Annotated in this window: 19 protein-coding genes and 5 pseudogenes; 2 read left to right on the top strand and 22 right to left on the bottom strand. The window is 41.2% G+C overall.

The genetic code is table 11. The features are described 5' to 3' along the window. Positions 1-105 precede the first annotated feature (105 nt). The 7 genes and pseudogenes from asnB to KP78_RS19685 form a co-directional block, all read right to left on the bottom strand. Positions 106-1956 (bottom strand): asparagine synthase (glutamine-hydrolyzing), encoded by a 1851-nt coding sequence (gene asnB / locus KP78_RS01630; protein ID WP_041085715.1) that lies wholly within the window; start codon positions 1954-1956, stop codon positions 106-108. Positions 1957-2014: 58 nt separating this feature from the next. Then, a pseudogene (locus KP78_RS01625) lies at positions 2015-2203 on the bottom strand (type I glutamate--ammonia ligase); the annotation flags it as partial. Further along, positions 2194-2398 (bottom strand): annotated as a pseudogene (locus KP78_RS21035) (glutamine synthetase beta-grasp domain-containing protein); the annotation flags it as partial. The pseudogenes KP78_RS01625 and KP78_RS21035, both read right to left, overlap by 10 nt. Positions 2399-2852: 454 nt before the next feature. Continuing rightward, the gene (locus tag KP78_RS18885) at positions 2853-2945 is read right to left on the bottom strand and encodes a YjcZ family sporulation protein (RefSeq protein ID WP_084219607.1); all 93 of its coding nucleotides are present in this window, start codon (positions 2943-2945) and stop codon (positions 2853-2855) included. Positions 2946-2984: 39 nt separating this feature from the next. After that, positions 2985-3143, bottom strand: coding sequence for a YjcZ family sporulation protein (locus tag KP78_RS01620; protein WP_041085711.1), 159 nt, complete (start codon positions 3141-3143; stop codon positions 2985-2987). 682 nt (positions 3144-3825) lie between these two features. Then, positions 3826-3939, bottom strand: a pseudogene (locus tag KP78_RS18880) (IS3 family transposase); the annotation flags it as partial. A 120-nt stretch (positions 3940-4059) separates the two neighbouring features. After that, positions 4060-4188, bottom strand: a pseudogene (locus KP78_RS19685) (DUF302 domain-containing protein); the annotation flags it as partial. A 265-nt stretch (positions 4189-4453) separates the two neighbouring features. Between KP78_RS19685 and egtB the strand changes: the two are divergent. Beyond that, the gene (gene egtB, locus KP78_RS01615; RefSeq protein ID WP_327063152.1) at positions 4454-5713 is read left to right on the top strand and encodes an ergothioneine biosynthesis protein EgtB; all 1260 of its coding nucleotides are present in this window, start codon (positions 4454-4456) and stop codon (positions 5711-5713) included. Positions 5714-5759: 46 nt separating this feature from the next. Here the strand turns inward: egtB and KP78_RS01610 are convergent, their stop codons facing one another. The 8 genes from KP78_RS01610 to allC all read right to left on the bottom strand — a co-directional run bounded on the left by KP78_RS01610 (position 5760) and on the right by allC (position 15537). Then, entirely contained in the window at positions 5760-7313 is a 1554-nt protein-coding gene (locus KP78_RS01610) for a Vga family ABC-F type ribosomal protection protein (RefSeq protein WP_041085708.1), read from the bottom strand. A 333-nt stretch (positions 7314-7646) separates the two neighbouring features. After that, entirely contained in the window at positions 7647-8360 is a 714-nt protein-coding gene (locus tag KP78_RS01605; RefSeq protein ID WP_041085707.1) for a class I SAM-dependent methyltransferase, read from the bottom strand. Positions 8361-8541: 181 nt separating this feature from the next. Beyond that, positions 8542-8862 (bottom strand): amidohydrolase family protein, encoded by a 321-nt coding sequence (locus KP78_RS18410; RefSeq protein WP_052474453.1) that lies wholly within the window; start codon positions 8860-8862, stop codon positions 8542-8544. 680 nt (positions 8863-9542) lie between these two features. Next, on the bottom strand, positions 9543-10415 hold the full coding sequence (locus tag KP78_RS01595; RefSeq protein ID WP_041085705.1) for a fumarylacetoacetate hydrolase family protein: 873 nt from the start codon (positions 10413-10415) through the stop codon (positions 9543-9545). Next, positions 10412-11605, bottom strand: a complete 1194-nt coding sequence (locus KP78_RS01590; protein WP_041085703.1) for an amidase — start codon at positions 11603-11605, stop codon at positions 10412-10414. Before KP78_RS01590 ends, KP78_RS01595 begins: the two co-directional genes overlap by 4 nt. A 21-nt stretch (positions 11606-11626) precedes the next feature. Next, positions 11627-12949, bottom strand: a complete 1323-nt coding sequence (locus KP78_RS01585) for a uracil/xanthine transporter (protein ID WP_041086089.1) — start codon at positions 12947-12949, stop codon at positions 11627-11629. Between the two features lie 87 nt (positions 12950-13036). Then, positions 13037-14281, bottom strand: a complete 1245-nt coding sequence (locus tag KP78_RS01580) for a pyridoxal-phosphate-dependent aminotransferase family protein (protein ID WP_041085701.1) — start codon at positions 14279-14281, stop codon at positions 13037-13039. Between the two features lie 14 nt (positions 14282-14295). Beyond that, on the bottom strand, positions 14296-15537 hold the full coding sequence (gene allC / locus KP78_RS01575; protein WP_052474451.1) for an allantoate deiminase: 1242 nt from the start codon (positions 15535-15537) through the stop codon (positions 14296-14298). A gap of 146 nt (positions 15538-15683) precedes the next feature. Between allC and KP78_RS01570 the strand changes: the two genes are divergently transcribed. Next, the gene (locus tag KP78_RS01570; protein ID WP_041085699.1) at positions 15684-17297 is read left to right on the top strand and encodes a PucR family transcriptional regulator; all 1614 of its coding nucleotides are present in this window, start codon (positions 15684-15686) and stop codon (positions 17295-17297) included. Between the two features lie 356 nt (positions 17298-17653). Here the strand turns inward: KP78_RS01570 and KP78_RS01565 are convergent, their stop codons facing one another. The 7 genes and pseudogenes from KP78_RS01565 to KP78_RS01540 all read right to left on the bottom strand — a co-directional run bounded on the left by KP78_RS01565 (position 17654) and on the right by KP78_RS01540 (position 23748). Next, on the bottom strand, positions 17654-18781 hold the full coding sequence (locus KP78_RS01565) for a YfcC family protein (RefSeq protein ID WP_327063146.1): 1128 nt from the start codon (positions 18779-18781) through the stop codon (positions 17654-17656). Positions 18782-18798: 17 nt separating this feature from the next. Continuing rightward, entirely contained in the window at positions 18799-19101 is a 303-nt protein-coding gene (locus KP78_RS21030) for a hypothetical protein (RefSeq protein WP_327063145.1), read from the bottom strand. 494 nt (positions 19102-19595) lie between these two features. Next, positions 19596-20131, bottom strand: a pseudogene (locus KP78_RS01560) (GlcG/HbpS family heme-binding protein). Between the two features lie 453 nt (positions 20132-20584). Then, positions 20585-21244 (bottom strand): MBL fold metallo-hydrolase, encoded by a 660-nt coding sequence (locus KP78_RS01555; protein WP_041085697.1) that lies wholly within the window; start codon positions 21242-21244, stop codon positions 20585-20587. 1 nt (position 21245) lies between these two features. After that, on the bottom strand, positions 21246-21839 hold the full coding sequence (locus KP78_RS01550; RefSeq protein ID WP_041085695.1) for a TetR/AcrR family transcriptional regulator: 594 nt from the start codon (positions 21837-21839) through the stop codon (positions 21246-21248). Between the two features lie 265 nt (positions 21840-22104). Further along, complete coding sequence (locus tag KP78_RS20365; RefSeq protein ID WP_052474450.1) at positions 22105-22479, bottom strand: hypothetical protein; 375 nt, start codon at positions 22477-22479, stop codon at positions 22105-22107. Positions 22480-22911: 432 nt separating this feature from the next. Further along, a complete protein-coding gene (locus tag KP78_RS01540; protein ID WP_041085694.1) occupies positions 22912-23748 on the bottom strand; it encodes an STAS domain-containing protein in 837 nt (278 codons plus the stop codon). Between the last annotated feature and the right edge of the window lie 110 nt (positions 23749-23858).

The raw sequence follows: 23858 nt of genomic DNA, 5'->3' as shown, positions 1-23858 counted from the left end.
TAACAAAAGCTCCAAACCAAATTGGCTTGGAGCTTTTTTATACACTTCCAAATGGGCTACACAAAATAAAAAGGGGCAGCATATTCCGGCCCTCTTGCTTTCATCTCAATGATCAAGGATATTCACATTATATTCCTCAAGCCACATATTCATCTGTACAAGATGGGCGATGAGCTGTGGACCTGTCATAAGCTGGCCGAACCACGGTCCTTTAAATGAGGAGCCTTCTGATTCTGCAATTTCTTTTATTTTTTCTTTTGATAATAGTTCGAGAATTGGCGAGGATGCGTTCTCCACAACTTCTATTAACATCCTCTTTACTGCAGCTGTATAGTCTGGATGATGCGTTTTCGGATATGGACTTTTCTTTCGATAGAGGATTTCATTTGGTAAGATTCCCTCCAATGCTTTGCGTAAAATCCCTTTTTCATATCCATTGAGCATTTTCATTTCCCAGGGGATGTTCCAGGCATACTCCACGATTCGATGGTCGGCAAAAGGAACCCGTACCTCGAGGCTTGCTCCCATGCTCATGCGGTCTTTTCGATCCAGCAGCGTGCTCATAAATCCGATCATATTGATATAAGACATTTCCCTGCGACGTGTTTCCTGTTCATTTTCACCGTCCAGCCGCGGCGTTTCTGCGATCGCATCCTGGTAGCGATCACGCACATAATCGGTGAGCTGAAGCTTTTGCTGCCAGTGTGGAAGCAGAAGACCCTCTCTTTCCTGTTGAGATTTCATCCATGGAAAGCTTCCGTCATTTAACAGTTCTTTTTTGTAAAACCACGGATATCCTCCGAAAATCTCGTCTGCACATTCTCCCGACAAGCCTACCGTGAAATTCTCTTTTATTAGCTCACAGAACCACAATAGCGACGAATCTACATCAGCCATTCCCGGCAAATCGCGTATGATCATGGCATCCTTCAGCCGATAAGCAAGTTCTTCATTATCCATAACAGTTGAATGATGCGTGGACCCTAAGAATTGCTGCATGATACTGATCCAAGGTCCATCCTCATTCGGCTGAAACTGATTCGCTTTGAAATACTTACTGTTATGATCAAAATCAATCGAATACGTATGAAACGAGCCTCTGCGCTGTTGCTTCATATAATCGGAAGCAATTGCACTAATGGCACTTGAATCAATCCCTCCAGACAAGAACGTACAAACAGGAACATCCGCAACGAGCTGCCTTTGCACAGCATCCTCTAAAAGAAACCTTACCCTCTCAATCGTGTCTTCTAATGAATGTTCATGCTCCCTGCTCTCGACATTCCAATATCTCCAAACCTTTATTCCATTTTGATCATAAATAAAGGCATGAGCCGGACGAAGCTCATTGACCCCTTTATAGATGCCATGACCAGGTGTTCTGGAAGGTCCCAGTCCAAATACTTCCTGCAACCCCTCTCGATCAATTTCATTTTTGACATCTGGATGAGCCAAGATGGCTTTAAGCTCAGAGCCGAACAGTAAAGATCCATTCTTTTCCTGATAAAAAATTGGTTTTACACCAAGACGATCTCTCGCCACAAACAGCTTTTGGTCTTCATGATCCCAAACGGCAAAGGCGAAAATGCCGTTAAAATAATCCAGACATTTTTCTTTCCACTCGATATAAGCAGTCAGCAGAACCTCTGTATCAGAATGAGACGAGAAGGTATACCCCCGCTTCAGCAGCTCCTTTCGAATGTCTTCAGTATTGTATAGCTCTCCGTTGTAAACAAGCGTGTAGCTGCGTTCATTTTTCGTTTTTTCCATTGGCTGTCCCCCGCCAGCAGGATCCACAACCACAAGCCGCGTATGACCTAACAATGCATGAACCGCAGCCTTAACATTCGACGCATCCGGCCCCCTCTTCCCAAGCGTCTGTACCATTTTTTTCATGGTTGCGACTTCTTTGGTCAAATCTTTATTCCAATCGATCCATCCTGTAATTCCACACAAACGCCATCACCCTTCCTCTTGGGAGCTGATTTTTGTAAAAGCACCCACTAGCCAATCATTAATAATATTTAATACACTGCTCACGTTCCCACGGATGGACCTGAGTCCGAAACAGATCCCACTCCATTTCCGTCGCTTCAATAAAGTGCTGAAATAAATGCTTTCCTAATGCGTTCACAATGACTTGAGCCTTCTTCAAATTTTCCAACGCATGAGATAATGTAGAAGGTAGATTCACAATTCCATTTCCTCAATTCGCACAAAGCCCCTCGATCAAGGATCCATCAAACATGATTTCATTGGTTAATGCCTTTTCTAATTAAGAAGCAGGTATTTCTACATTTTTAATGGTTCCTAAGATATCCGTGAACTGCAGCCGGATAAATTTCACATTTTCTGTTTGAACGATTTGAAAGATGTCTTCATTTTTGTATTTTGCCATACGGTCATATTCCTTCTCTGTCACAAATTTTTAGATACGAGGGTCTTCAGGAAATAAGACTTCTAACTTTTACTCCCTATTCTTAAACAATCTATTCCTATCTTATTTTTTTATGTCAAATATGTGAGGAAATATAACATGATATTATTCGAGGAAAGCCTATTTATTTTCACCAAAAACCTGCTGCTGTAAAAACAAATTTGTATAGCGGCGAATTAACAGATGCAGTGCAGGCTTAAGCATAAAACCCTCCACCTGTTTATGTATGGATTTTAATAGTGATGTTACAGCAGGGTAAAAGATACCATCAATTAATTACGGAAGGGTGGTTGAGTGAGGTATTCAGCCCAATAGCAATTTCAGAAGAAACAAGGACAGAATATGATAATCTGCCCTCACTCTGTTACTACTCTAGATAAACTTACTTATCATTAATATTATATACATTGGGAATTTAGTAAATGCCCATGCAAGAACATCCTACGATGATAAGCAAAACAAAAATTACAACGATAAACGCAAAGGAGCGGCTGAAACCATCGCTCATTTCTACTACCTCCCATCATGGTAAAGTGACTATTTTTTTTTAGTTCCAGAAAGATGCACCAACGATTATCAAAAGAATGAACAATACAATGATTAGCGCAAAGCTTGAGCCAAAACCTCCACCGTAACTTGGAGCAGCGTAGCCACCGCCACAGCAACCACCGTATCCGCCGCCGTAACCTCCTCCGTATCCGAACATTGTTTTCACCTCCTGCACACTAAGTTGGGAAGTACTCGCACTTCCTCCCCACTATTACTCTATGCTTTAATAATTGCTTTGGATTAGACAAAATCATTGGTATCGTATAGAAATCCACACTTGTCTACTAGATCGTTAACGCAAAAATCTTTTGTTATTATACTGCTCTCCTAGAACCAATTTTCCGCATACAAAAAAGCGTATGCTATTGCACACGCTTTTTTGTTAAGGGGGTAGATATGCCTGAGCAAGCTACATGGTAAAGGGGGGAGACCTGTAGCTTACTCTAAGAGACTTCCATCTCTCGTATTAATAAAGTATTCACTTATTGATGAAAAGGAATGGACAAGAGTGGATGTAACTGCGGATTTTTTGAAACATCAGCAGTTTCACTACTATTTCATAGAAATGAATAGAATAGCTTCTTTCCTATTTACTCCTTACAATAGACTTTAGTGATAGATTCAAGTACGCACTTCTTACCAAGTGATGAATATAGATGATATCGTATTAATATTTATTTTATTATTCCCTTCTAAAAAAGGAAATGAACGATTGAAAAGATACTACTCCTTTTTAGTACCGGAATAACGCCTAAGGAATATAAAGAACTGCATGGATAAGATAAAAATCAAACCACCGATCTCTTTATGATCTGAACCCAAAAAGTTAGACACGAATTTTAAGCAGCTACTTGGGCATCAGTACAGTATTGAACCGAGCTCATGCCTTTTAATTTCGCCTTAATCCGTTTGTGATTATAGTAATAAATGTAATTCACCATGTCGGAACTAAAATCATATTATTCTTTTCCTTATTCAGCTCACCAAACGTTGTATACGCAAGCTTACAATTCACGATAACCCCGCCCTCTTCCAGCTGAAAATCTCCTGCATCAGACAGCTCAAACGGTACGCTTCTCCTGAAGCTTATCTTTAATATCAAATTTCCATAGTATCCCGAATTTTTCTTCCGCTAAATTTTTTTCAAGCGACGAAATCGCCTCTTCTACTGTTTGATTCGTTTCTACTGTGTAATGAAACATTCGATCATCTCCCCTAGTTTGATTAATCAAGCCACAAAAATTATACCCGGGTAGGTATATGGATAATCATTATATCATTGAATATTCCTCAAACTAAACAAACGTTTGATTACGATCTTTTTCGCTCAAGAAATTTATCGAAAACATCATCCAACCAAGTGAACTTCTCGCGGATAACCCTCGTTCCCCAACAATCCGTTTCAAATAAAATGTTTCCATTAAGAATCAATATGGGTATGAGGAGTATATGTGATTTTAAGGAGGGATCGTTATTATTTCTGCTAATATTGATCAGAAGAAAAAAGAGCTGCTCGAGGATTACATCGCCACAAGAAACCTGACAATGAAAATTGTTGAACCTTTAGAGATTGAAGATTTTGTTATACAGGCGATGCCAGATACCAGTCCTCCAAAATGGCATCTCGCTCATTCTACGTGGTTTTTTGAAGATTTTATTCTTATTAAGCATGTCGCTGGATACGATTACTATCTGAAGGATGCGAGAAAACTGTTTAATTCCTATTATGAAACGCTGGGAACTCCTTTTCCACGATCAATGCGGGGAACAATCGCCCGCCCTACTGTACAGACCATCATAAATTATCGAAAGCATGTTGATAAAAAAATAACTTCATATCTATCAAGCGAGCAAGAGATTGACGATGAAATATTGGCTCTTATAAAACTGGGCATTCATCATGAACAGCAGCATCAAGAGCTGCTCATTACGGATATTAAATATAACTTTTCGGTTAACCCTCTCTCCCCTGTTTACCGAGAAAGTCATATACAATCAGTTGCCCCTGCTCCGGTTGAATGGCTTTCATTCGCTGAGGAGGTTGTGACGATTGGAACAAATGAAGAAGATTTCTCTTTTGATAATGAACGTCCTGCCCACAAACAATATCTATATCCGTTTTCCATTTCTTCAAGACCTGTAACGAATGGTGAATATATCAACTTCATAGAAGATAATGGCTATTCAACAGCTCAATACTGGCTGTCTGATGGGTGGGAAGAGGTCAAAAGGAATAACTTGACAGCTCCCTTGTATTGGCACCATCAGGATGGAACCTGGTTTAATTACACACTGGCAGGGTTAAAGGAAGTTCAGGAACATGAGCCTGTTACCCATATAAGCTATTACGAAGCGGATGCTTACGCTAGGTGGGCAGGATATCGTCTTCCTACCGAGCAGGAATGGGAATGGGCATTTAAAGATGAGAAGATCGAAGGACAGTTTTTAGAGTCACTCCAGCTGCAGCCTTCCATTCAAAACGGCAAGGCAGTTTACGGAACGGTTTGGGAATGGACAAGAAGTCCGTATGTTCCATACCCGGAAAGCGCGCGTCCAGAAGGTGCACTGGGCGAATATAATGTGAAATTTATGAGCAACCAGATGATTTTACGAGGAGGCTCGTGCGCGACCCCGCAACATCACATTCGTCCAACCTATCGCAACTTCTTTCACGCTGATAAACGCTGGCAGTTTAGCGGCATTCGTCTTGCGAAGGACGGAAAGTAAAAGCTTTGTAAGGACAGTCTGCTAAAAAAGCATCTGTCCTTACAATCTATTTTTTCAGCTTCAACAAATCCTGAAATTCCTTTTCTAATTCCTCAGTTGGTTCGATACTAAGCCTGCTGATGACTTCTGTAAGCTTTGTTTCGAGCATAAGCTTTTCATCTGCTGATTCATCCCTTGCAGGCTTCTCTTTATATTCTTTAAACGAACGATAATCCCCTTCATACACCCTCACCATCTGATCCTTGATTTCAATTACTTTTGTACTGACATTTTCAATAAATCGGCGATCATGCGAGACAAAAATAACGGTGCCCTTATACTGGGTCAGCAAACTCTCCAGCGCCTCCACTGCCTCAATATCAAGAAAATTAGTCGGCTCATCCATCACAAGCACATTTATATCACTTAAAAACACTTTGGCAATAGCGACTTTCACCCGCTCTCCCCCGCTTAATACCTCGAGCTTTTTAAAAACATCCTCCCTATAAAAATGCAAGCGTGCAAGCACCGTTCGAATCAGGTCCTCCGGATAAATCGCAGATGCTTTTACGTTCTCAAGAATCGATTTTTTAACATCTAAAATATCAAGGTTTTGACTAAAGTAACCGATTTTTGCAGCACTTGATACGAGAACCTCATCTGGTCTTGCTAGCAGCTGTTTAAGCAATGTCGTTTTTCCCGCACCGTTTTTACCGATAATGGCAGCCTTCTCCCCGCTTTTAATCAAAAACTTCGCCTTCTCCCACAGCACTCGACCGCTGATTTTCATGGATAGCTCATTTACACGCAGAACGTTTCTCCCTTTAATCTCCTTTTCATTCGGGAGGTCCATTTTAATCGCTGGATGGTCCTTCGGCTTTTCAATATGCTCAAGCTTATTAATCCTCGTTTCGATCGCTTTCACACCTTGATGCATTTTCTTTTGTTTTCCAGCGTAAAAGGGAGCTGTTGCCTGACGGTATTCTGAAGCGCTAATATTCTTAGGCGCTTTCACCATTTTCTGTGCTTTTTGCTCCTTGCTTTCCTTCGCTCGTTCCAATTGCTCCTTCTTTTTTACATACTGCTCATATTTTTCTTCATGCTGCTGTCTTATCAATTGTTTTTGCTCAAGGTATCGTGTGTAATTTCCCTTATATTCTGTGAGCTTTCCGTCCTCGATCTCCCACATTTTCGTGCAAAGCTGATCGAGAAAGCTTCGGTCATGTGACACAATCACGATCGCCCCTTGGTATTTCGTTAGCTGAACCTCCAGCTTTTCCACATGCTCCATATCCAGATTCGTAGTAGGCTCGTCAGCAAATAAAATATCCGCTTTGCTCGCAAGCGCCTGGTTAATATACTGCTGTGTCACCTCTCCTCCGCTTTTTACTGTGTTGATTTCTTTAAGCTGAGGCAGCAAATACCTGTTAGCTGAAGTCTCGACTGTTCCTTTTTCTGCTTTTATTTTTCCCGCAAGAAGATTGAGCAGCGTCGTTTTTCCGCTTCCATTGCGTCCTACAAGTCCAATGCGATCACGGCTGTGAATACGCAGCTGCTCTACTTCAAAAAGCTTGCGTTCTTTTACTATTTTCTCTATTTTGTTGACTTCCAATATCATCATACACTCATCCCCATTCTCAGATTTGATGGGGACATAAAAAGCCCCCTATCCACTTTCTGAATAGGAGGCCATGGGTGAATAAGCAAAAGAGACTGATCCCTTTTACGTAACTCAGCACACACACTAATCCTACTCAGAAAAAGATCGTCTTGAAGCGCCGATGTCTAAAACAGGATCATAAAAAATACAGACTAATCCCGTTTGACCATCCCCACGCTTTAATGAACGAATACTTTTCTAGAAATAGGATTATAGCTTCATGTACTTGGGTCACCCTTCCGTTTTTTGTTAAATCTATCGTATGTGATAATAGCAAGGTATGTCAATACTCATTTAAAATCCCTTCTGAACAGCATATGTAATTGCGTTTGTCTTTAATAAAATTTGCTTGCCATTTCTTTCTATTTGATACTCCAAAGGTTTCGTAATGACGAGCAATTCATTCCAGCCCTTATACATTGCTCTAAGCTTTTCATGCATTTGCTCAGTCGAGATATTCACTTCCATCAGCGCATCCAGTTTTGACCCAGTTTCCATATCCATTTCTTCCACCTCAGAATTGACGATGAGACAATTGATCCCGCCTGACTTCGTTCCTTTCTCCATAGTCACTAAAACCCGCTCAAATACCTCTTCCGATTCAACATGCTCAAGGCTTGAAACGGCCACAATATAGTCGTATTCATTTTCTTGAATTGAAAATGTCCCAATGTCCTCTTTTACAGGGAAAATAAACTCAGCTACCTCATATTCGTCACCATACGCTTTCAATTTATCAATAGCTGTATCAAGCAAATCAACGCACACTACCTGACCATTTCTTCCTTTTAATTTTTGCGCAATTGGAATGCTGTTTCGTCCAACTCCAGCGCCTAGATCAAGAACAGTCACCTTATCTTGTTCATCAAAGTAATTCAGTAATTCCATAACGGATTGAACTGGCTTATACAGCCAGGAGCCTTGTTCAAAAAGCTTGTAGTGATCATAACAATGGTCATGGTATTTCTTTACTTCCTGACGTATTACGTCAATCCTCGGTGAATTCATTTTTCACCATACCTTTTTCTTTTTATTAATCGGTCGGTTTACCCTTGCTTAAATACAGACACTTTAGGATACAGAGCGTTTAAACAAACGTTTGATCAGTGGTAACGTTCGATGAAAATTGCTATACATATTACATGTAATTATCCATTTTCATCGTGTCTATTAAAATAACAGTGTTATTTTAATATTGTCTTACTTCTGCGTAAAACAAGGCACGCTGCACCGCTTCTGCTTCAGCCGCAATCGGTCTTGTATCCAAATAATCATCCGCTGAAACCTTCCCGTCCTTTTCTTTTTCTTCTTTTAACCAGTCGGTAATCGGCCCGCTTTCAGAGTGAAGAGCGAGCACTTTGCCGAGCCTTGCAATGGCCTTCATTCCTTTAAGAAGCGTCATGTCATCTACATTTTCAAATTCCTTGTTGCCCGTTGTATAAAGGAAAGCTTTAAACCCAATAACCCCTTCTTCAGCCAGCTCAAGCAAATTCGGCTCATTCCCTGGCACAAGCCCTCCCCAAAGAGCAAAATCAGTCCAAGAGTCTCGGTTCCCTTTTCAGCTTTTTCAATGAGAGCGCCTTTATCAATCGTAGAGAAAATCCCATTTAGCGGCATATCGAAAAAGGTGGTACAGCCTCCCACCGCCATCATTTGAGAGCCTGTATCGAACCCTTCCCAGTACTCACGGCCCCGATCGCTAAAATGAACATGGACCATCAATCATACCAGGGAGTACATACTGACCTTCTGCATCCACAACGTGTTTAGCTTCACTTAAAAAATCAGCGCTTATCGCTGTGATTTTCCCGTCTTTTTTATAGCAATATTTGTTTTTTTCACTCCATCTGAAAATACAACTGTTCTATTATGGATAATAGTATCAAACTCCTTCATATGATCATTCCCCTTTCTAATACTCTTCATCTTTATTTATGTATTTTCTTTGTCCCTGCCTATAAAACTTTAAAGTCCTACCTTAACCGTCTTTCATAACAGCTACTATTCCTCTTATTCCATGTTACATTTTATAACAAGAAAGACTTGGTTTGATTTTACAATATCCGAATTTTTAATTCATTAGAGAATCTGTTTTTTTCTGAATGGTCGTACATACTATCCAAAGAACTCAAATTAGAAAAGCCGTTTCATAAACCAGGAAGAACTCAGTCTATGAAACAGCTAAACATTTTATTTATGCACATGACTTTTTACCGGATTTGTTAAACTTGGGAATCCCGTGATCCTACATTCAAGTACGTCACCTTCTTGAATTAATACTGACCCAGGTGTCCCTGTTAAAATCACATCACCGGGCTGAAGTGTCATGATCTGAGAGAAAAATGATACGATAAATGCCGGCTGATACATCATATTGGCTATGACATTTTCATGACAGACGGAGCCATTTAAAATGGTTTCGATTTTGAGAGAAGAAAGTTCAGGTAATTCATCTGCCGTAATTAAGCAGGGACCAAAGCTGCAAAATGTATTAAAACTTTTTGCCCTCTGTAGAAATCGGGGGTTTAGATTTTGAATATCTCTTGCTGTCATGTCTAGGCTCGTGGTAAAGCCTGCAATTACATCCCAGAAATCAGATTCTTTCACATTTTCGCATGTTTTACCGATAATAATGGCCAGCTCTGCTTCCCCGGCCACATTCGGTGACTGCGACGGGATTTGGATCGTTTCACCCGTACCAATAATACTGGAGTTCGGCTTCATAAAAATGACAGGCTCTTCTTCCGGAGGCTTTCCCGATAATTCCAACGCTTTTTCCAAATAGTTCATGCCTACCCCAAATACCTTTTCAGGATGACGAAATAAAGGAGCAAATGACACCGTATTCATTGAAAAACCATTTTCGGGATAAAGCTGGTTTTTACCTTCTTTTTCATACCAATCTCTTACCTCATGAAATTCTCCCTTTTGAAGGAGAAGAAGAAGATCTTCACTCCACTGTTTTCCCGTTGCTTTGTTTACATGATTCATGAGGTAGGCTGTTTCCTGCTTAATTAGTACCGCCTTTTCGCTATCTTCATGATAGATCGTTGCAAGTTTCATCTTTTTAAATCCTCCAGACTAAAGCTTTTTACAAAAGAAGAAGCCCATTCGATCAACCGTCTATCCTGGTTCCTTCCTGCGATCACTGATAATCCAACCGCCAGCCCGCCGACTTCAGCAAGCGGAAGTGTAAGCTGAGGAAGACCGGCAAGTCCAGCAATACATGTCAGCTGCATGGTCTTAGCCCTGTACTGTTCAGCTGCTTCACCGTGTAAATTCAGGAATGGTGCAGGTCCTGGCGCAGTTGGAATAATTAATAGAGCATCCTCCCTTAAAAGTTCAACCATACGCTGTTTAATTTGCTCCCGCTTATCAAATCGGGTTTGACATTTCGCTTTCGTTAACGTGGCGGCCATTTGAAACCGCTCGGCGATACCTGGTCCAAATACAGGCTTTTCTTTCGCAATCCATGAACCGTGCTCTTCCCAAATTTCCAGCGCCTGAATGGTTCGGAACACGTCTGTCCAAAGATCCAATCCTTCTTCTGCTACCCTGACCGTCTCAAAATGTGCTGTCCTTTTTTGAGCAGCGGGCAAAAGCTTCCGAAGCACTTCTCCTGTTTCGGTATCCGCCAGAGCCCAGGCAGCCCCATCAATGAAAATACGTTCAAACGGCTCTTTTTTAGTTGAAGCAGGGAGCAAAGCATCGCCCACTTGAGCAATCAGGTTCATATCCTGCGCCATCCAGCCAACAGTATCAAAACTTTTTGCCAGCGGGATTACGCCGCTTATATTAACGGCGCCATGTGTCGGTCGAATGCCGTACAAACCGCAGTATGAAGATGGAATGCGGACCGAGCCGCCAGTATCAGTTCCAAGGGCAAAATCGACGAGCCCGGCGGCTACTGCAGAAGCAGAACCGCTTGAAGAACCGCCTGGTATTCGGTCCGGCGCTTTCGGATTGACCGGCGTACCGTAATGAGCGTTTTCCCCGTTCAAGCTGTACATCAGCTCATCCGTCTGCAAGGTGCCTTTAAGCGCCGCACCTTTCTCGAGCAGTTTCAGAATAGACTCTGCTGTTTCCTCCGCTGGCTCGTGTGTCCGAAGCCAATCCGGATTACCGGCACCGCATGTATAGCCTTTAATTGAAAATACATCTTTTACTGCAAAACTCAGGCTGTCCAATGTCCCTTTCCCTGTTGGTGAAAGCTTTACATCTTGGTCAGCAAACGCGTTCCATTGATCATTCATTTTGAACCGCATCCCCCTTCATCAATTTATAGCGTTGGTTTCTTTTATGCGCCGCTTCATAAAACGGCTGTTTTCAATCACTAATGATAAAAAAATTCCGATCAGCAGGCCGTTGCTAATGAGCGGGCGGATGACAGATGGAAATGATAGAAAGTATTCTGTTGGCAGAAAAAGAAAGATAATGCCAATAAACAATGGCACAGCAACCCGGTACAAATTTGCCTGTGTCATTTCAATTTGTTCAAAATAATGGAGTGCTGGCTGCAGCAGACGCATATACGTAACAAACAATGCCGCACTGCCGACACTTAAAGGCATTTTAGCCATCAATTGGCCAATTGCCGGAATGGCTCCCATTATCATAAACAGTGCGCTCCCTAAGATAAAAGGTAGCCTTTCTATAATTCGCGTTTGGTTTAAAAACCCAATAGAAGACACGTACGGTGCATAAGGAACCATGCCAAACAGGCCAGAAATCATAGTAAACACACCTGAAATAGTAAAAGACCGTCTGTATTCCCGTTTTTCCGTTTTTCCCTGATATATGGAATCCGTACCTTTTAGTGCACCAAAAGTATTTGACAGATTCAGCATCCCAGCTACAACTGCTGTTATGATAATACCGGCATCAAAGGAAATATCCCCAAGAAGAAACATGCCACTTGCAGCCTGTCCGTCCATACTGACACTTTCCCCTGCTGCTGAAAAAAACAGCTCATACACAGCCCAGCCGGCAATGATGCTGACGAGGAGAGAATACTGGCTGATTTTCGCATGGCCTTTTACACTTAGTAAAATCGCAAACAGGACAATGGCACATGATAATAAAAAGATTGGAACGTCAATCTGCGGAGATACGATTTCTGTGCTAAACGGTATACCAAGCATCCCTTTTAAAAAAATTGTATTCAGCCGAACAGCAAGCAAAAACGTAAATACTGCCATCACACCCGCGTTAAACCACTTGGAAATAAAGGTACTTAAGCCTGAGGCACCTATTAGCACTGTGATGAATCCAGATAAAACAATGCCGGCAGATATGCTGCCCCCTAGCACCGAAAGTGACATTCCTTGTGCAGGCGCGATATAGCACATACTTAAGATAACGCCCCACCAAAGACCAGACTGTCCTTCCATAATTGATCGGCGATGACCGAACAGCGCTTGCACAATACAGGCGAGCCCTGTAAAAATAAAAGAAAGCTGAAGGAGGGCGATAATTTTCCCTTGCTCCAGTCCAAAAGCGCTTCCAATCGTAATCGGTATAACGACTGTATTCGTAAAAAGGAAAAACAGCCATTGCAGCGCTGCTGTCCAATGTTTTATCTCTATCCATTCCCGCATATATACACCTTCTTTTCCATGCATGAATAAAAAAGCCGGCAGTCCCCCACTTAATAATTCATGGATAAGAGCCGGCTCAGCTTGCAGTTAACTCAGTAATTGTTCATCACCCGCTGCCTCGTATACATCCAGGGCAGCCTGTATCGCTTCTCCCCTAATAACGGCTGCTCCATTTCGAATCAATGAGGCTTCAAGACCTGCCAGCACAGCAAAAACATTTTCTTTTCGACAGCTGTATCCCATTGCCCCAATCCTCCAGATTTTCCCGTGAAGAGGACCGAACGAACTGGCAATTTCGATTCCAAATTGCTCAAGCAACATCGACCGTACCGCTTCTCCATCGATTCCTTCTGGAATATTAACACATGTAACCATCGGCCGTTTCCATGGCACATCGTTAAAAAGAGTCAGCCCCATTGCTTTGATTCCTTCCATAATTGCTTTTTCATGAAGCCGATGACGGGCGAAGCGTTCTTCAAGACCTTCTTCAAGGATCACGCGGGCTCCTTCTCGCAGTGCGTAAAGCATGGAGGTTGCTTCTGTATGATGATTTAGACGGCGCGGTCCCCAGTAATCTTGAAGCTGGCTTAAGTCAAAGTAATTGCTTCGAATCGGTTGCAATACATCTGCGTTATCTTCTAAAGTCCGCACGCCTCTTTCTACTTTTTTACGAGCCGCCAGAATTTTCTCTATCCGTTCATTGTATGTAATAGGCGCCATCCCAGATGGAACTGAAAAACACTTTTGTGTTCCACCGATAACAGCATCCAACTGCCACTCATCTACTTCCACCTCTGTCCCGGCGATAGTCGCTACTGCATCCACAATGGAGAGAATACCCAATTCGTGGCAAGCTTTTCCTACCTTGTTAAGAGGCTGCATGCATCCTGTTGAAGTTTCTCCATGTACAATGGCGAGTACTTTCGGTTTAACACGCTTTAACTCTTGAATGATTTCATCTTGATCAAAAACCTGGCCCCACTCTGTTTCAATAATGTGAATTTCAGCTCCGTTGCGTTCAGCTATTTCTGCAAGGAGGTGTCCAAATCTCCCGAAAATCGGGATCAATACTCTATCTCCTGGTGCCAGCACACTTGTCAGAACCGCTTCAAGGCCCGAACGAGACGTTCCATCAATTGGAAATGACCAATGATTTTTTGTTTGGAATACTTGGCGCAGCATTTCCATTGTTTCATTCATGATGTGAGTAAAAGCCGGATCAAACTGACCTAATATCGGCGTGCTCATAGCACGAAGCACCCGGGGATCTGCTTCAACCGGTCCCGGTGTCATAATTGTTCTTAAAGGTGTAATTAATTCTCGGTATGCCATCAGGATTCTCCTCCTTAGTAAGCTAACTCGTATAACGTCTTTGTTAACAATTGGACTCCCTTATCCAAATCTGCCGCTTTTGTATATTCGACTGGTGAATGGCTGATCCCCTGGTGGCTTGGCACAAACAATAAAGATGTCGGTACATACTGGCCAAAAACCTGGGCATCATGGCCAGCCCCGCTTGCCATTACTTTATAAGGAACTTGTTCCCTTTTTAAAATCCCCATTGACAGCGCACTCAGTTTCTCGCACATCAGAACCGGTTTTTCACTCATCCAGTTTTCGATTTGGATCCCTGTCTGGTGCTCCTGACAAATTTGACGAAACGTTTCGAAAATATCGTTGCTAAATGATTCCAACAATGATTCTTCCGCATGCCGGATATCAATCGAAAACACGACCTCACGGGCAATAACATTTGGTATATTAGGCTTAACTTCCATTTTTCCGACGGTTGCTACCAGTTCCTGATTGGTTTTTTTAGCCTGTTCAATTAAGGTTTGAATCAGCACAGCGGCTGTATGGACTGCATCTTTTCGATATGGCATCGGCGTTGTACCCGCATGGTTACTCTCTCCGGTGATCGTTACGATATAGCGGCGCTGCCCGACAATGCGGCTGATAACACCCACCGCTTTATCTTCCCGCTCAAGTACTTCTCCCTGCTCAATGTGAAGTTCAATAAAACAATCGATGTCATCACGTCTAGCTTCACGAAAGCGCCCAAGACCAAACCCCGCTTCTTTCATCGCTTCTGAAAAAGAAATGCCTGACGAATCTTTCATTTCTTTTATATGCTCTTTTTTTCGCAGTCCCGTAATGCTTCCCGAACCCCAGTAGGTTAAGGGGAAACGGCTTCCTTCTTCTTCACATAGAGAAACGACTTCGATCGTTTGCTTCGGCCGGCCATACTGTTTAAACAATTGCCTCAGTGCCAGCACCCCCGCAATGATGCCATAAGCACCATCATATTTGCCGCCGTCCTTAACCGTATCGATATGGGACCCTGTTAAAATTACACTGTCTGTTTTTTCAAGCCCTTCTAAACGACCATAAAGATTTCCTGCATCATCGAAATAAGATTTAAGCCCTGTCGCTTTCATTTCTTTATGCAGTGCCTGTTGGGCTTCCTGCCATTTTTGATCATATAAAAGGCGGGTGACGCCTCCTCTTTCGGTTCTACCAAAATGAGATAGCCATTTAATCATTTCCTGCGCTGTAAATAATCTAATAGGTGGATCCGTTTTAACCATATCCATCCCCCTGCTTTTTTCATTTCTATTTTCATTTTAATAGAAGGATTCATGAAAAACACTCACAAAAATGTAGAAAGTTACCACGTTTTATTGTTTAATATAACTAAAAGATTGAATTATTCGAAATTTAAGGAGAGAACAAAATGTTTATGAAGGATTTGCTAAACCTACCCGTCTTCTCCGGTGCCGTTGTAGCCGGTGGACGAGAAGGACTGGACCACGAAGTGAATACGGTCAACATGATGGACGCCCCCGATATCATATCCTATCTTAAGCCAAATGAATTGCTGGTCACAACTGCTTTTCATTTAAAAGATAATCCTTCGTCTTTAATAGATCTGTTGGAGAAAATGCACAAACAGGGTTGTGCCGGCCTTGGCATTAAAACAAAGCGCTTTTTAAATACTATTCCTCCCCAAGCCGTTGATCTAGCAAACCGTTACAATATACCGATTATTGATATACCCAACGAGACATCCCTTGGAGATATTGTTCATCAATCCCTCAGCTGTATTTTGGATACACGGACTACGGAATTGCATCAAGCAATGAAAGCACACCAGCAATTTACCCAACTTAGTATTAAGGGAAAAGGGCTTGATAAAATTCTTCAAAGTCTGTCCGGCTTAATCGGTAGCCCCATGACCTTGTTAAATCATCAACTGCGTCCTTTTATCAGTACTGGCAGTTTAGAAGACCCGGTTTATTCTTTGTTTGCCGGCATAGGTGCTTTTCTACCAAAAATCAGTTTTACGTCTTTTTCGCTTCATGACAATGGCACTCAGAAAACTTTTACGCTATTTCCAATTTCCACACATAAGAAGCAACCGAGCTATTTAGCTGTTCACCGGTTTATCCCGCAGACAGACCGCTCGGCCGTTTTAACTATAGAACAGGCTGCCAACGTTATTGCATTCGAATTAATGAAAGAAAACGCCCTTAAACAAAAAACACAGCGGCTCCGAAATGAATTTTTTACAAACTTTATGAATAATGCTTTTTCCTCGTCTGAAGAAATACTCAACCGGGCAAAAGAGTTCAGCCTATCAAACGAAAACCGATTTTTCTGTGCTGCGGGGCGTATAGACCAACCAGATAAAAGTTTTTCCCTTGCCGAGCACCAATGGGAGTCAGAGCTTATTTACGATACAATCGAGGAAGAAATACAAAGAGCAGAAGAAAAGATGCAGCTGTTTGTTTCAGAAGATAAATTTATTATTTTGATGGAAACCAAAGAAAACTGGCAGGATAATGAATACAGCTTTTTATCCTTTTTAAAAGCCATTCAATCTGCTGTTGAAACGATGCTTCAAAAAACGATTTCTTTTGGCATCAATACATATGCAGAACAACTGGTGCGGCTACCCGAATCCTATAAGGAAGCTGTTAATGCTCTTTCTTATGGAGCCATGCTTGGAAAAAATGAATTCATTGAGTCGTATCAGCCGAAGGAAGTCTCTGAGATTTTGCGGATGATTCCATATGAACAAATGGAACAATTCTATCAAAATACCTTTCAAGGACTCGTGAATGAGCCAAAAAAAGATTATGATCTATTGATGCAGACGTTATCTGTTTATTTAGAGTCCCATTGTCAGCTCTCCGAAACCGCCAAGCGGCTGTTTATTCACCGGAATACGGTCATTTACCGTCTCGAAAAATGTGAAGAATTACTCGGCCGCAGTTTAAAAGATCCAGAGCAGACTCTCTGTCTCCGTCTTGCTTTTCGAATTAAGGTTTTGCTTGAAAACAGGTAGCCGAAAAACAACAAATTATAAGAGAACTTCTTTCGACATTTGTCTGTCTTTATATTACACCAATGAAAAACAGCCCCTATCTGTCTATAAGAAAGCTGTTTTTCATTGGTGTAGTCTTACTATGAAGAGGTAAAGCAGGCATCTTTACTTAAGATGAAAAACAACTTCTAAATATAGTTAGCTTAATAGAGCCTTGCTGCCTCCAATTAAAACAAAAAGAATTATGGTAAACGTAAGAATTTTTTGCAGTTGAAGTACTTAGGCATTTCCGGAAATTTAATTCCAATATTTTAATATAATTTTTTAGCTAAATACCCTGTTTTTCAATCAAACTCCCATTTAAAAATTTTCCTGTTTTATGACCACCCTGTTAGTTGCGCGAATACAAGCAAACCAATCGAAATAGCGACCCAAATACCAAACAACGGAAAGTAAAACTTCACCCATTTCCCCCAGGAAACACCCGCGAGTGCTAATGCCGCCATAAAATAGCCTGATGTTGGAAATAAAATATTCCCTAGTCCATCACCTAATTGAAAAGCAAGAACAGCTGTTTGGCGAGTCATATTAAGTATATCAGCTAGCGGTGCCATGATTGGCATTGTCACGAGTGCTTGTCCGCTTCCTGATGGGACTACAAAGTTAAAAAGGAGCTGAACAAAAAACATGCCAACTGCACTGAACACTGGAGGAAAGTTGCCAACCAGAATGCCGAGACCATAAACAATCGTGTCCATAATTTGGCCATCCTCCATCACGACAGCTACCGCTCTAGCAATTCCTACAATTACGGCTCCAACTAGCACATCACGAAATCCCTCGTTAAACCCTTCACAAATCTCACTGGTTTTTAAACCAGCAATAAGACCAACTACGATTCCCATTAGAATAAAAAGGCCGGACATTTCAAGCATGAACCACCCCTGACCGAGCACCCCGTAGATAAGAATTGCAAAGAAGAGAGCAGTCGCAACCGCCGCAGTTACTTGACGTTTTGTAGCAAGATAAGCAGGGGCATTCTCAGCTTTTTTGTAACGAGATCTTTTTTCTTTATCTTCATTGTAGACAAGACTCAATTCAGGGTTTTGGCGGACACGCATCGCGTATCTGCTTACATACAAAATACCGGCAGTCACCATTATGAAAAATGCTGCTGCACGCAATCCAAGACCAGAATAAACTGGTATTTCCGCTAATTTTTGTCCTAGTCCTGTGTTAATCGGATTCAGCACTCCTGTCATAAATCCTGAAGTAGTGGCTATCAATGCAATCCCAACAGCTGTAACGGAATCAAAACCTAGTGCAATCATTAAAGGCAAAATCACCGGTACGTATACCAAACTTAATTCCTGCGTCCCAATTAAACTACAGATAACAGCAAATACCACCATTAACACTGGAATCACGGCCATACTTTTAGATGAAAAACGTCTTGTAAGAGCGTCTACACCCCATTCAATAATGCCTGTTTTTCTAAGCACCATAAACATGCCACCGATAATCAGTGTAAAAAAACAACTTCCGCTGCCCCAGCTAATCCTTTTGGTATTGCTAACATAAAATCAGTCAAACCAATTGGACTTGACTCAACGATTTGATACGAAGACGGATCAATAGTAGTCCTTCCCTCTGGACCTGGCACCCGTTCATACACACCAGCTGGAACAATGTAAGTTAATAAAGATGCAATCACGATAAAGATAAATAAAATAACATAAACATGAGGCATTCTTTGTTTTTGTTCTGCGGGTTCCGTTTGTGAACTAAACTTTTCTTTTTGGGTAACAGTTTTAGATGAAACCATATTTTTCCTCCTCAGTGATTCTCATTATAATGTTATGTTTTCTATCATATATGACCTAATAAACAAAAATCATTAGCAGATCTTACAAAGAATTTATGAGTTATTGTCAAATACTCTAAATTTATGTTATATAATATAACATAAAAAGAAACCATTCTTTACTAAGAATGGTTTCTTTTTATTTGTAGACAACTTATATTTCGGTCGATAGTCAGACTGCTTGAAACGTTTTTCATTCGAGGTACTTCACCCCTTGGACGGAGCGGATCTACCTAAAGGAGGAGGGGGAATCGAAGAATGTGGGTGTTCGTCAATGGCCTCAAGTGTACGATCCTGCATAACGAAAACCTCATCGTATGTTATTATTCTATATGTACTAAAAAACGCGGATTTATGTCAGTTAAATGATTGATCATTAAATTAAATACTTCCATTCGTTTCTAATCAGAAAAACTTAAGCAACAAAAAAACACAGCATTTCTAGGACAATTCTTTCAACTGTTATAAGGATAATACAGAGCACGAGGAGAAGCTTGCCTTTGATGCATGGACGAAAACACTTGAACCGCTACTTTTGCCACCTCTACATCAATCGCTACACCGCTTCCGCTAACACCAACCGCACCCACGATCCTACCGTCCTGCAGCCAAGGAATCCCACCGCCGAATATCACGATACGCCCTTGATTGGTTGTATTAATCCCGTACAATTTCCCTCTAGGAACAGCGAGCTGAGCAAGCGATGAAGTCGGCATCCTAAAACAACAGCCGTACACGCCTTGTTATATGAAATATCAATACTGTCAATCCGGTCATCATCCATTCGTTCAAAAACGACCAGATTCCCACCGTCATCAACGATTGTGATTACCTCGGCGATACGAAGTTCTTTTGCACTTCTTTCCGCCCCTGCAATTAACAGATTTGCAACCTCTAGATGATTTTTTACATGTTTATCCTTTCCTTTTCCACTATCAGTATTGCCAGTATTATTAAGATAGGCATTTTCAAATTGTACGATTTCTCTCACCCTATCTAATTTATGGGGTAAGCGGGCTTTCAGTTTCAGAAATAACGTATATTCGTTTTATCCAGATCAAAAAACACACCTCCTAAAAAGTAATCTTTAGAAGGTGTGTTTTTCACTGCTTATTTGATGTTACCTTTGGTCCTGCTTAGCTCAGACGGTTTAGACACTATGTATTTTTGATGCAGTCAAATTTTCTCCTTTCACCATACAGTCTTAAATTAAATCCATCATTATCTATGCGAAAGTTGGCTCATCTATGCAACCAACCTCAATATTTAGTGCTATAAAGACGATGATTCCCCCCTAATTAAGGTCACAGCAGCCCGTTTCTGGCCGTGCTTTAGAATTTACGAGCCGTCAGCAGAATTTACAGGCCGTGCTCTAATATTTACAGGCCGTCAGTGACAATTTACAGGCCGTGAAGTCTGCATACACATTTTCGCTTCAAAAAACCTATCCCTTCCTCTTAAGATAAGCATCAATTTGCTTCTTAGGATTTGCTACATCATTTCCATGACAAATACTGATGATTTTAGGCTTCAGCTCCTTTACGCAATACGCACTTTGAACCGCTTGCTTCATGTCTGACGTAAACATGGCCATAGGCTTTTGAAGAATGCGCTTCTTGGACGTAAATAAATCGCCTGCGATCAGGACCTGATCTTTTTTATGGTAATAAGAGACGTGTCCGGGTGTGTGGCCAGGCGTATGAATTGGTACGAGGTCACCGATCGGCTCTAGCTCTCCGCTGTCTGATTCCATTAGCGGCTTTGCGATGCCTGGTGCCACTAACACTTCTTCCTTTTTCCTCCCAGGGTATGGCTGTTCGCCTTCCATGTACGGGATCTCCTGTTTATGTGCAAAAACTGGAACAGAATGATTGTTCAAAATTTTCTTCAGTCCACCAACGTGATCTGAATGTCCATGTGTTAAAAGTATTTCTTTGATCTCACCCATTTTTTGTGCTTCTTTTACGATGCGCTCTCCCATAAAAGCTACCCCTGTATCGATGATGTAGACATGCTGATCCTCTTTTATAATCCATGCACTCATTTTCACAAGGAACCATGCCTCTATTTTAAAAATATGTTCAGAAACGCGAATGATTTTCATCCTATCTTGCTCCTTTCACTAGATACTGGATAGACTGCTTCACAATCGGCAAGACTCTTCTTTCTATTTGCAGAATGCCTTCCTCTGAATCCTTATAAGTCATAATAATTCCATGTAATTGGTAATAAATCATCCGGCTAAAAGCAAGAATTTCTTTTTCATTCCATGTGTTAAAAACGTCAGAAACAACTTTCATAAGAAATTCAAATAATTGCAGTCTGGTTTTATTTAATTCCCAGGCTGTTGTATCCAGATCTACTCTCGTTCCTTCATAAGCCATATATGCTTCATATAAATTGCGGTGAATCAACCCAAAGTGAACAAAGGTTTGCGAAATGCGGACGAGCTTTTCTTCATCAGTAAGGGCTTCTTCTTGAAGGATTGAATTCATAGTATCCATTAGCGTATTTAAAGGGCCGCTGGCCAGTTCTTCTAGGAGCTGGCGCTTGTCAGTGAAATACACATAGATGCTTGTATGGGAACAATTTGCTGCTCTCGCAATCTCCCTTACCGTTACATGCTCAAATCCTTTTTTTGAGAACAGCTCTTTTGCAGCGGATAAAATTTTTTCTCGTGTCTGTTTTTCTTTCATCATTGGTGTCCCACCTGCTTACAGAACTGATTGACCAGCAGTTACTAACCATTGGTTAATATCATTATATATGTATTAAATGAATATTTTAAACTATGTCATTCGCATGTTATCATACAAAGGAACCTGCCTTTTCACATTATTCATAGGCAGGTTTATTAGATGTTCATAAAACAATCATTCATTAAAACATACGGATGCTATTCCGTATCCCTTCTGTTACTTTATTAATTTCTTATTCTAAAGAGCTGACAAGTTGATTAGACCATTACTCTTCCCTCATACCCCCGAATCCGCCCATGCCTCCATAGCCTGGATATCCTGCTTGCTGCCCGTAACCGCCGTAACCTGGGTAGCCCATTTGGTGACCGTAGCCGCCGTAGCCTGGATAACCCGCTTGTTGACCGTAGCCGCTGTAACCTGGGTAACCCATTTGGTGACCGTAGCCGCCGTAGCCTGGGTGACCTCCGTGACCTCCGTGACCTCCGTATCCTTCATAACCGCCATAGCCCGGATAGCCTCCATAACCACCGTGACCTCCATAGCCTCCATAACCGCCGTGACCTCCGTACCCGCCATAGCCACCATAGCCCGGATAGCCTCCGTACCCTGCGTATCCACCGTATTGTCTTATATCTTCCATGTCATCTCTCCTTCATTTAGGTTACAGTCTAGACTATGTTAGAGTAGCCATTTAGCATAGACGGAAGCCCATGTTTGAAAAAAAGGATGAATTTTTTAGAAATCCTACACAAAGTAAGTTGAAAAAAAATACAGCTCATTTTGGTTTTCAAAAATAAAAAAGAATCGAATTTGAAAAATTTCTCAAATCGATTCTTTCTATGTGAGATAAATCCTCTTAATATGTAAACAGATTTTCTATATAACTATTCTTAGCTAAAGAAATGAACTGGATCCTTTATAGTAAAAAAGGAAAAATCATCGAAGTGAATCATAGCGGATCGATTGTCAATTTCTAATTCCTTCACGAATTCATATGCTTCTGTACTATTGTCAGTATGAGAATTAAAGATAGAATGAATGATTATTTGTTAGCTAATCTAGCTATGATGCACTAAAAATTTCCTGTTGATTGTAAGTATTCGATGGCATTTTGCAAGTTTTTTTTAATCGTTATCCCATTAAAGCTAATACCCATTTCCACAACAGATTGAGCAATTTCTGGACGCAGTCCCGTTAGCACCGTGTCAACGCCTATTAGTCTTAACGCTTTTATTACTTGAAAAATTTCATTTGCGACCACTGTATCAACAATTGGAACACCGGATAAATCCAGAATGAGTACGGAGTTCCTTAAGTCTCTGCATCTAAATAAAGAACTTTCCTTTAATACTTTGGCACGATGTGTATCAAGATCTCCTACTAATGGCAAAATCGCCACTTTTTCTGAAAGCCCTACAACAGGGACTGAATACTCTAGAACAGCTTGTTGGGCTCTATCAATTGTTCTACGGTGGTTGTCCACATATGAGGTACTGAACACATAGCCTGCATGGTCAATCACCGGATCAATAACAAAGCCCATTTGAATCAAGTCTTCATTCGCCACATGGACGTCTTTCAGCTGCTCTAGAATCGCTCTCCATGTAACCGTTCGATAGGACGTCAGCGTAGTTAATGCCTCATCTAACGAAACCTCTCTCTGGACTGCTGATTCACCTGTTAACTTTGCCCATTCCGTAACTCTTGTCCAAACAGCATCTTTACTATTTTCCTTTATCGCTTCACCCACCAAGCTTATAAACTGTGCTCTCCACTGATTTAATTCTTTCAGCTCATCTGGAGAGATAATCGAATCAATAAATTCCTTATCAATCTTCTCATTCATTTGTCTGGATAACTCATAGCTATTGGTTATAATGTAGTTCCCTAGAACCTCATACGAATTCACTGGTTACTCCCCCTATTTATCGTAAAAATAACAGCCAATAAAAAGTATTGATAATAAAGACAATAACATAGATACATTTTATTCCATTTCCTTATATGTATATCAATTAT

This window comes from Jeotgalibacillus soli (assembly GCF_000829435.1).
Taxonomy (GTDB): domain Bacteria; phylum Bacillota; class Bacilli; order Bacillales; family Jeotgalibacillaceae; genus Jeotgalibacillus; species Jeotgalibacillus soli.
Note: the sequence above shows the minus strand (reverse complement) of the source record. Positions and strands in the feature narration are given on the sequence as shown.

Coding starts and splice junctions, on each gene's coding strand:
- KP78_RS18885 (WP_084219607.1), bottom strand. CDS start 2,945: ATGAGCGATGGTTTCAGCCGCTCCTTTGCGTTTATCGTTGTAATTTTT.
- KP78_RS01620 (WP_041085711.1), bottom strand. CDS start 3,143: ATGTTCGGATACGGAGGAGGTTACGGCGGCGGATACGGTGGTTGCTGT.
- KP78_RS01610 (WP_041085708.1), bottom strand. CDS start 7,313: ATGATGATATTGGAAGTCAACAAAATAGAGAAAATAGTAAAAGAACGC.
- KP78_RS01605 (WP_041085707.1), bottom strand. CDS start 8,360: ATGAATTCACCGAGGATTGACGTAATACGTCAGGAAGTAAAGAAATAC.
- KP78_RS01595 (WP_041085705.1), bottom strand. CDS start 10,415: ATGAAACTTGCAACGATCTATCATGAAGATAGCGAAAAGGCGGTACTA.
- KP78_RS01590 (WP_041085703.1), bottom strand. CDS start 11,605: ATGAATGATCAATGGAACGCGTTTGCTGACCAAGATGTAAAGCTTTCA.
- KP78_RS01585 (WP_041086089.1), bottom strand. CDS start 12,949: ATGCGGGAATGGATAGAGATAAAACATTGGACAGCAGCGCTGCAATGG.
- KP78_RS01580 (WP_041085701.1), bottom strand. CDS start 14,281: ATGGCATACCGAGAATTAATTACACCTTTAAGAACAATTATGACACCG.
- allC (WP_052474451.1), bottom strand. CDS start 15,537: ATGGTTAAAACGGATCCACCTATTAGATTATTTACAGCGCAGGAAATG.
- KP78_RS01570 (WP_041085699.1), top strand. CDS start 15,684: ATGTTTATGAAGGATTTGCTAAACCTACCCGTCTTCTCCGGTGCCGTT.
- KP78_RS01565 (WP_327063146.1), bottom strand. CDS start 18,781: ATGGTGCTTAGAAAAACAGGCATTATTGAATGGGGTGTAGACGCTCTT.
- KP78_RS21030 (WP_327063145.1), bottom strand. CDS start 19,101: ATGGTTTCATCTAAAACTGTTACCCAAAAAGAAAAGTTTAGTTCACAA.
- KP78_RS01555 (WP_041085697.1), bottom strand. CDS start 21,244: ATGAAAATCATTCGCGTTTCTGAACATATTTTTAAAATAGAGGCATGG.
- KP78_RS01550 (WP_041085695.1), bottom strand. CDS start 21,839: ATGATGAAAGAAAAACAGACACGAGAAAAAATTTTATCCGCTGCAAAA.
- KP78_RS20365 (WP_052474450.1), bottom strand. CDS start 22,479: ATGGAAGATATAAGACAATACGGTGGATACGCAGGGTACGGAGGCTAT.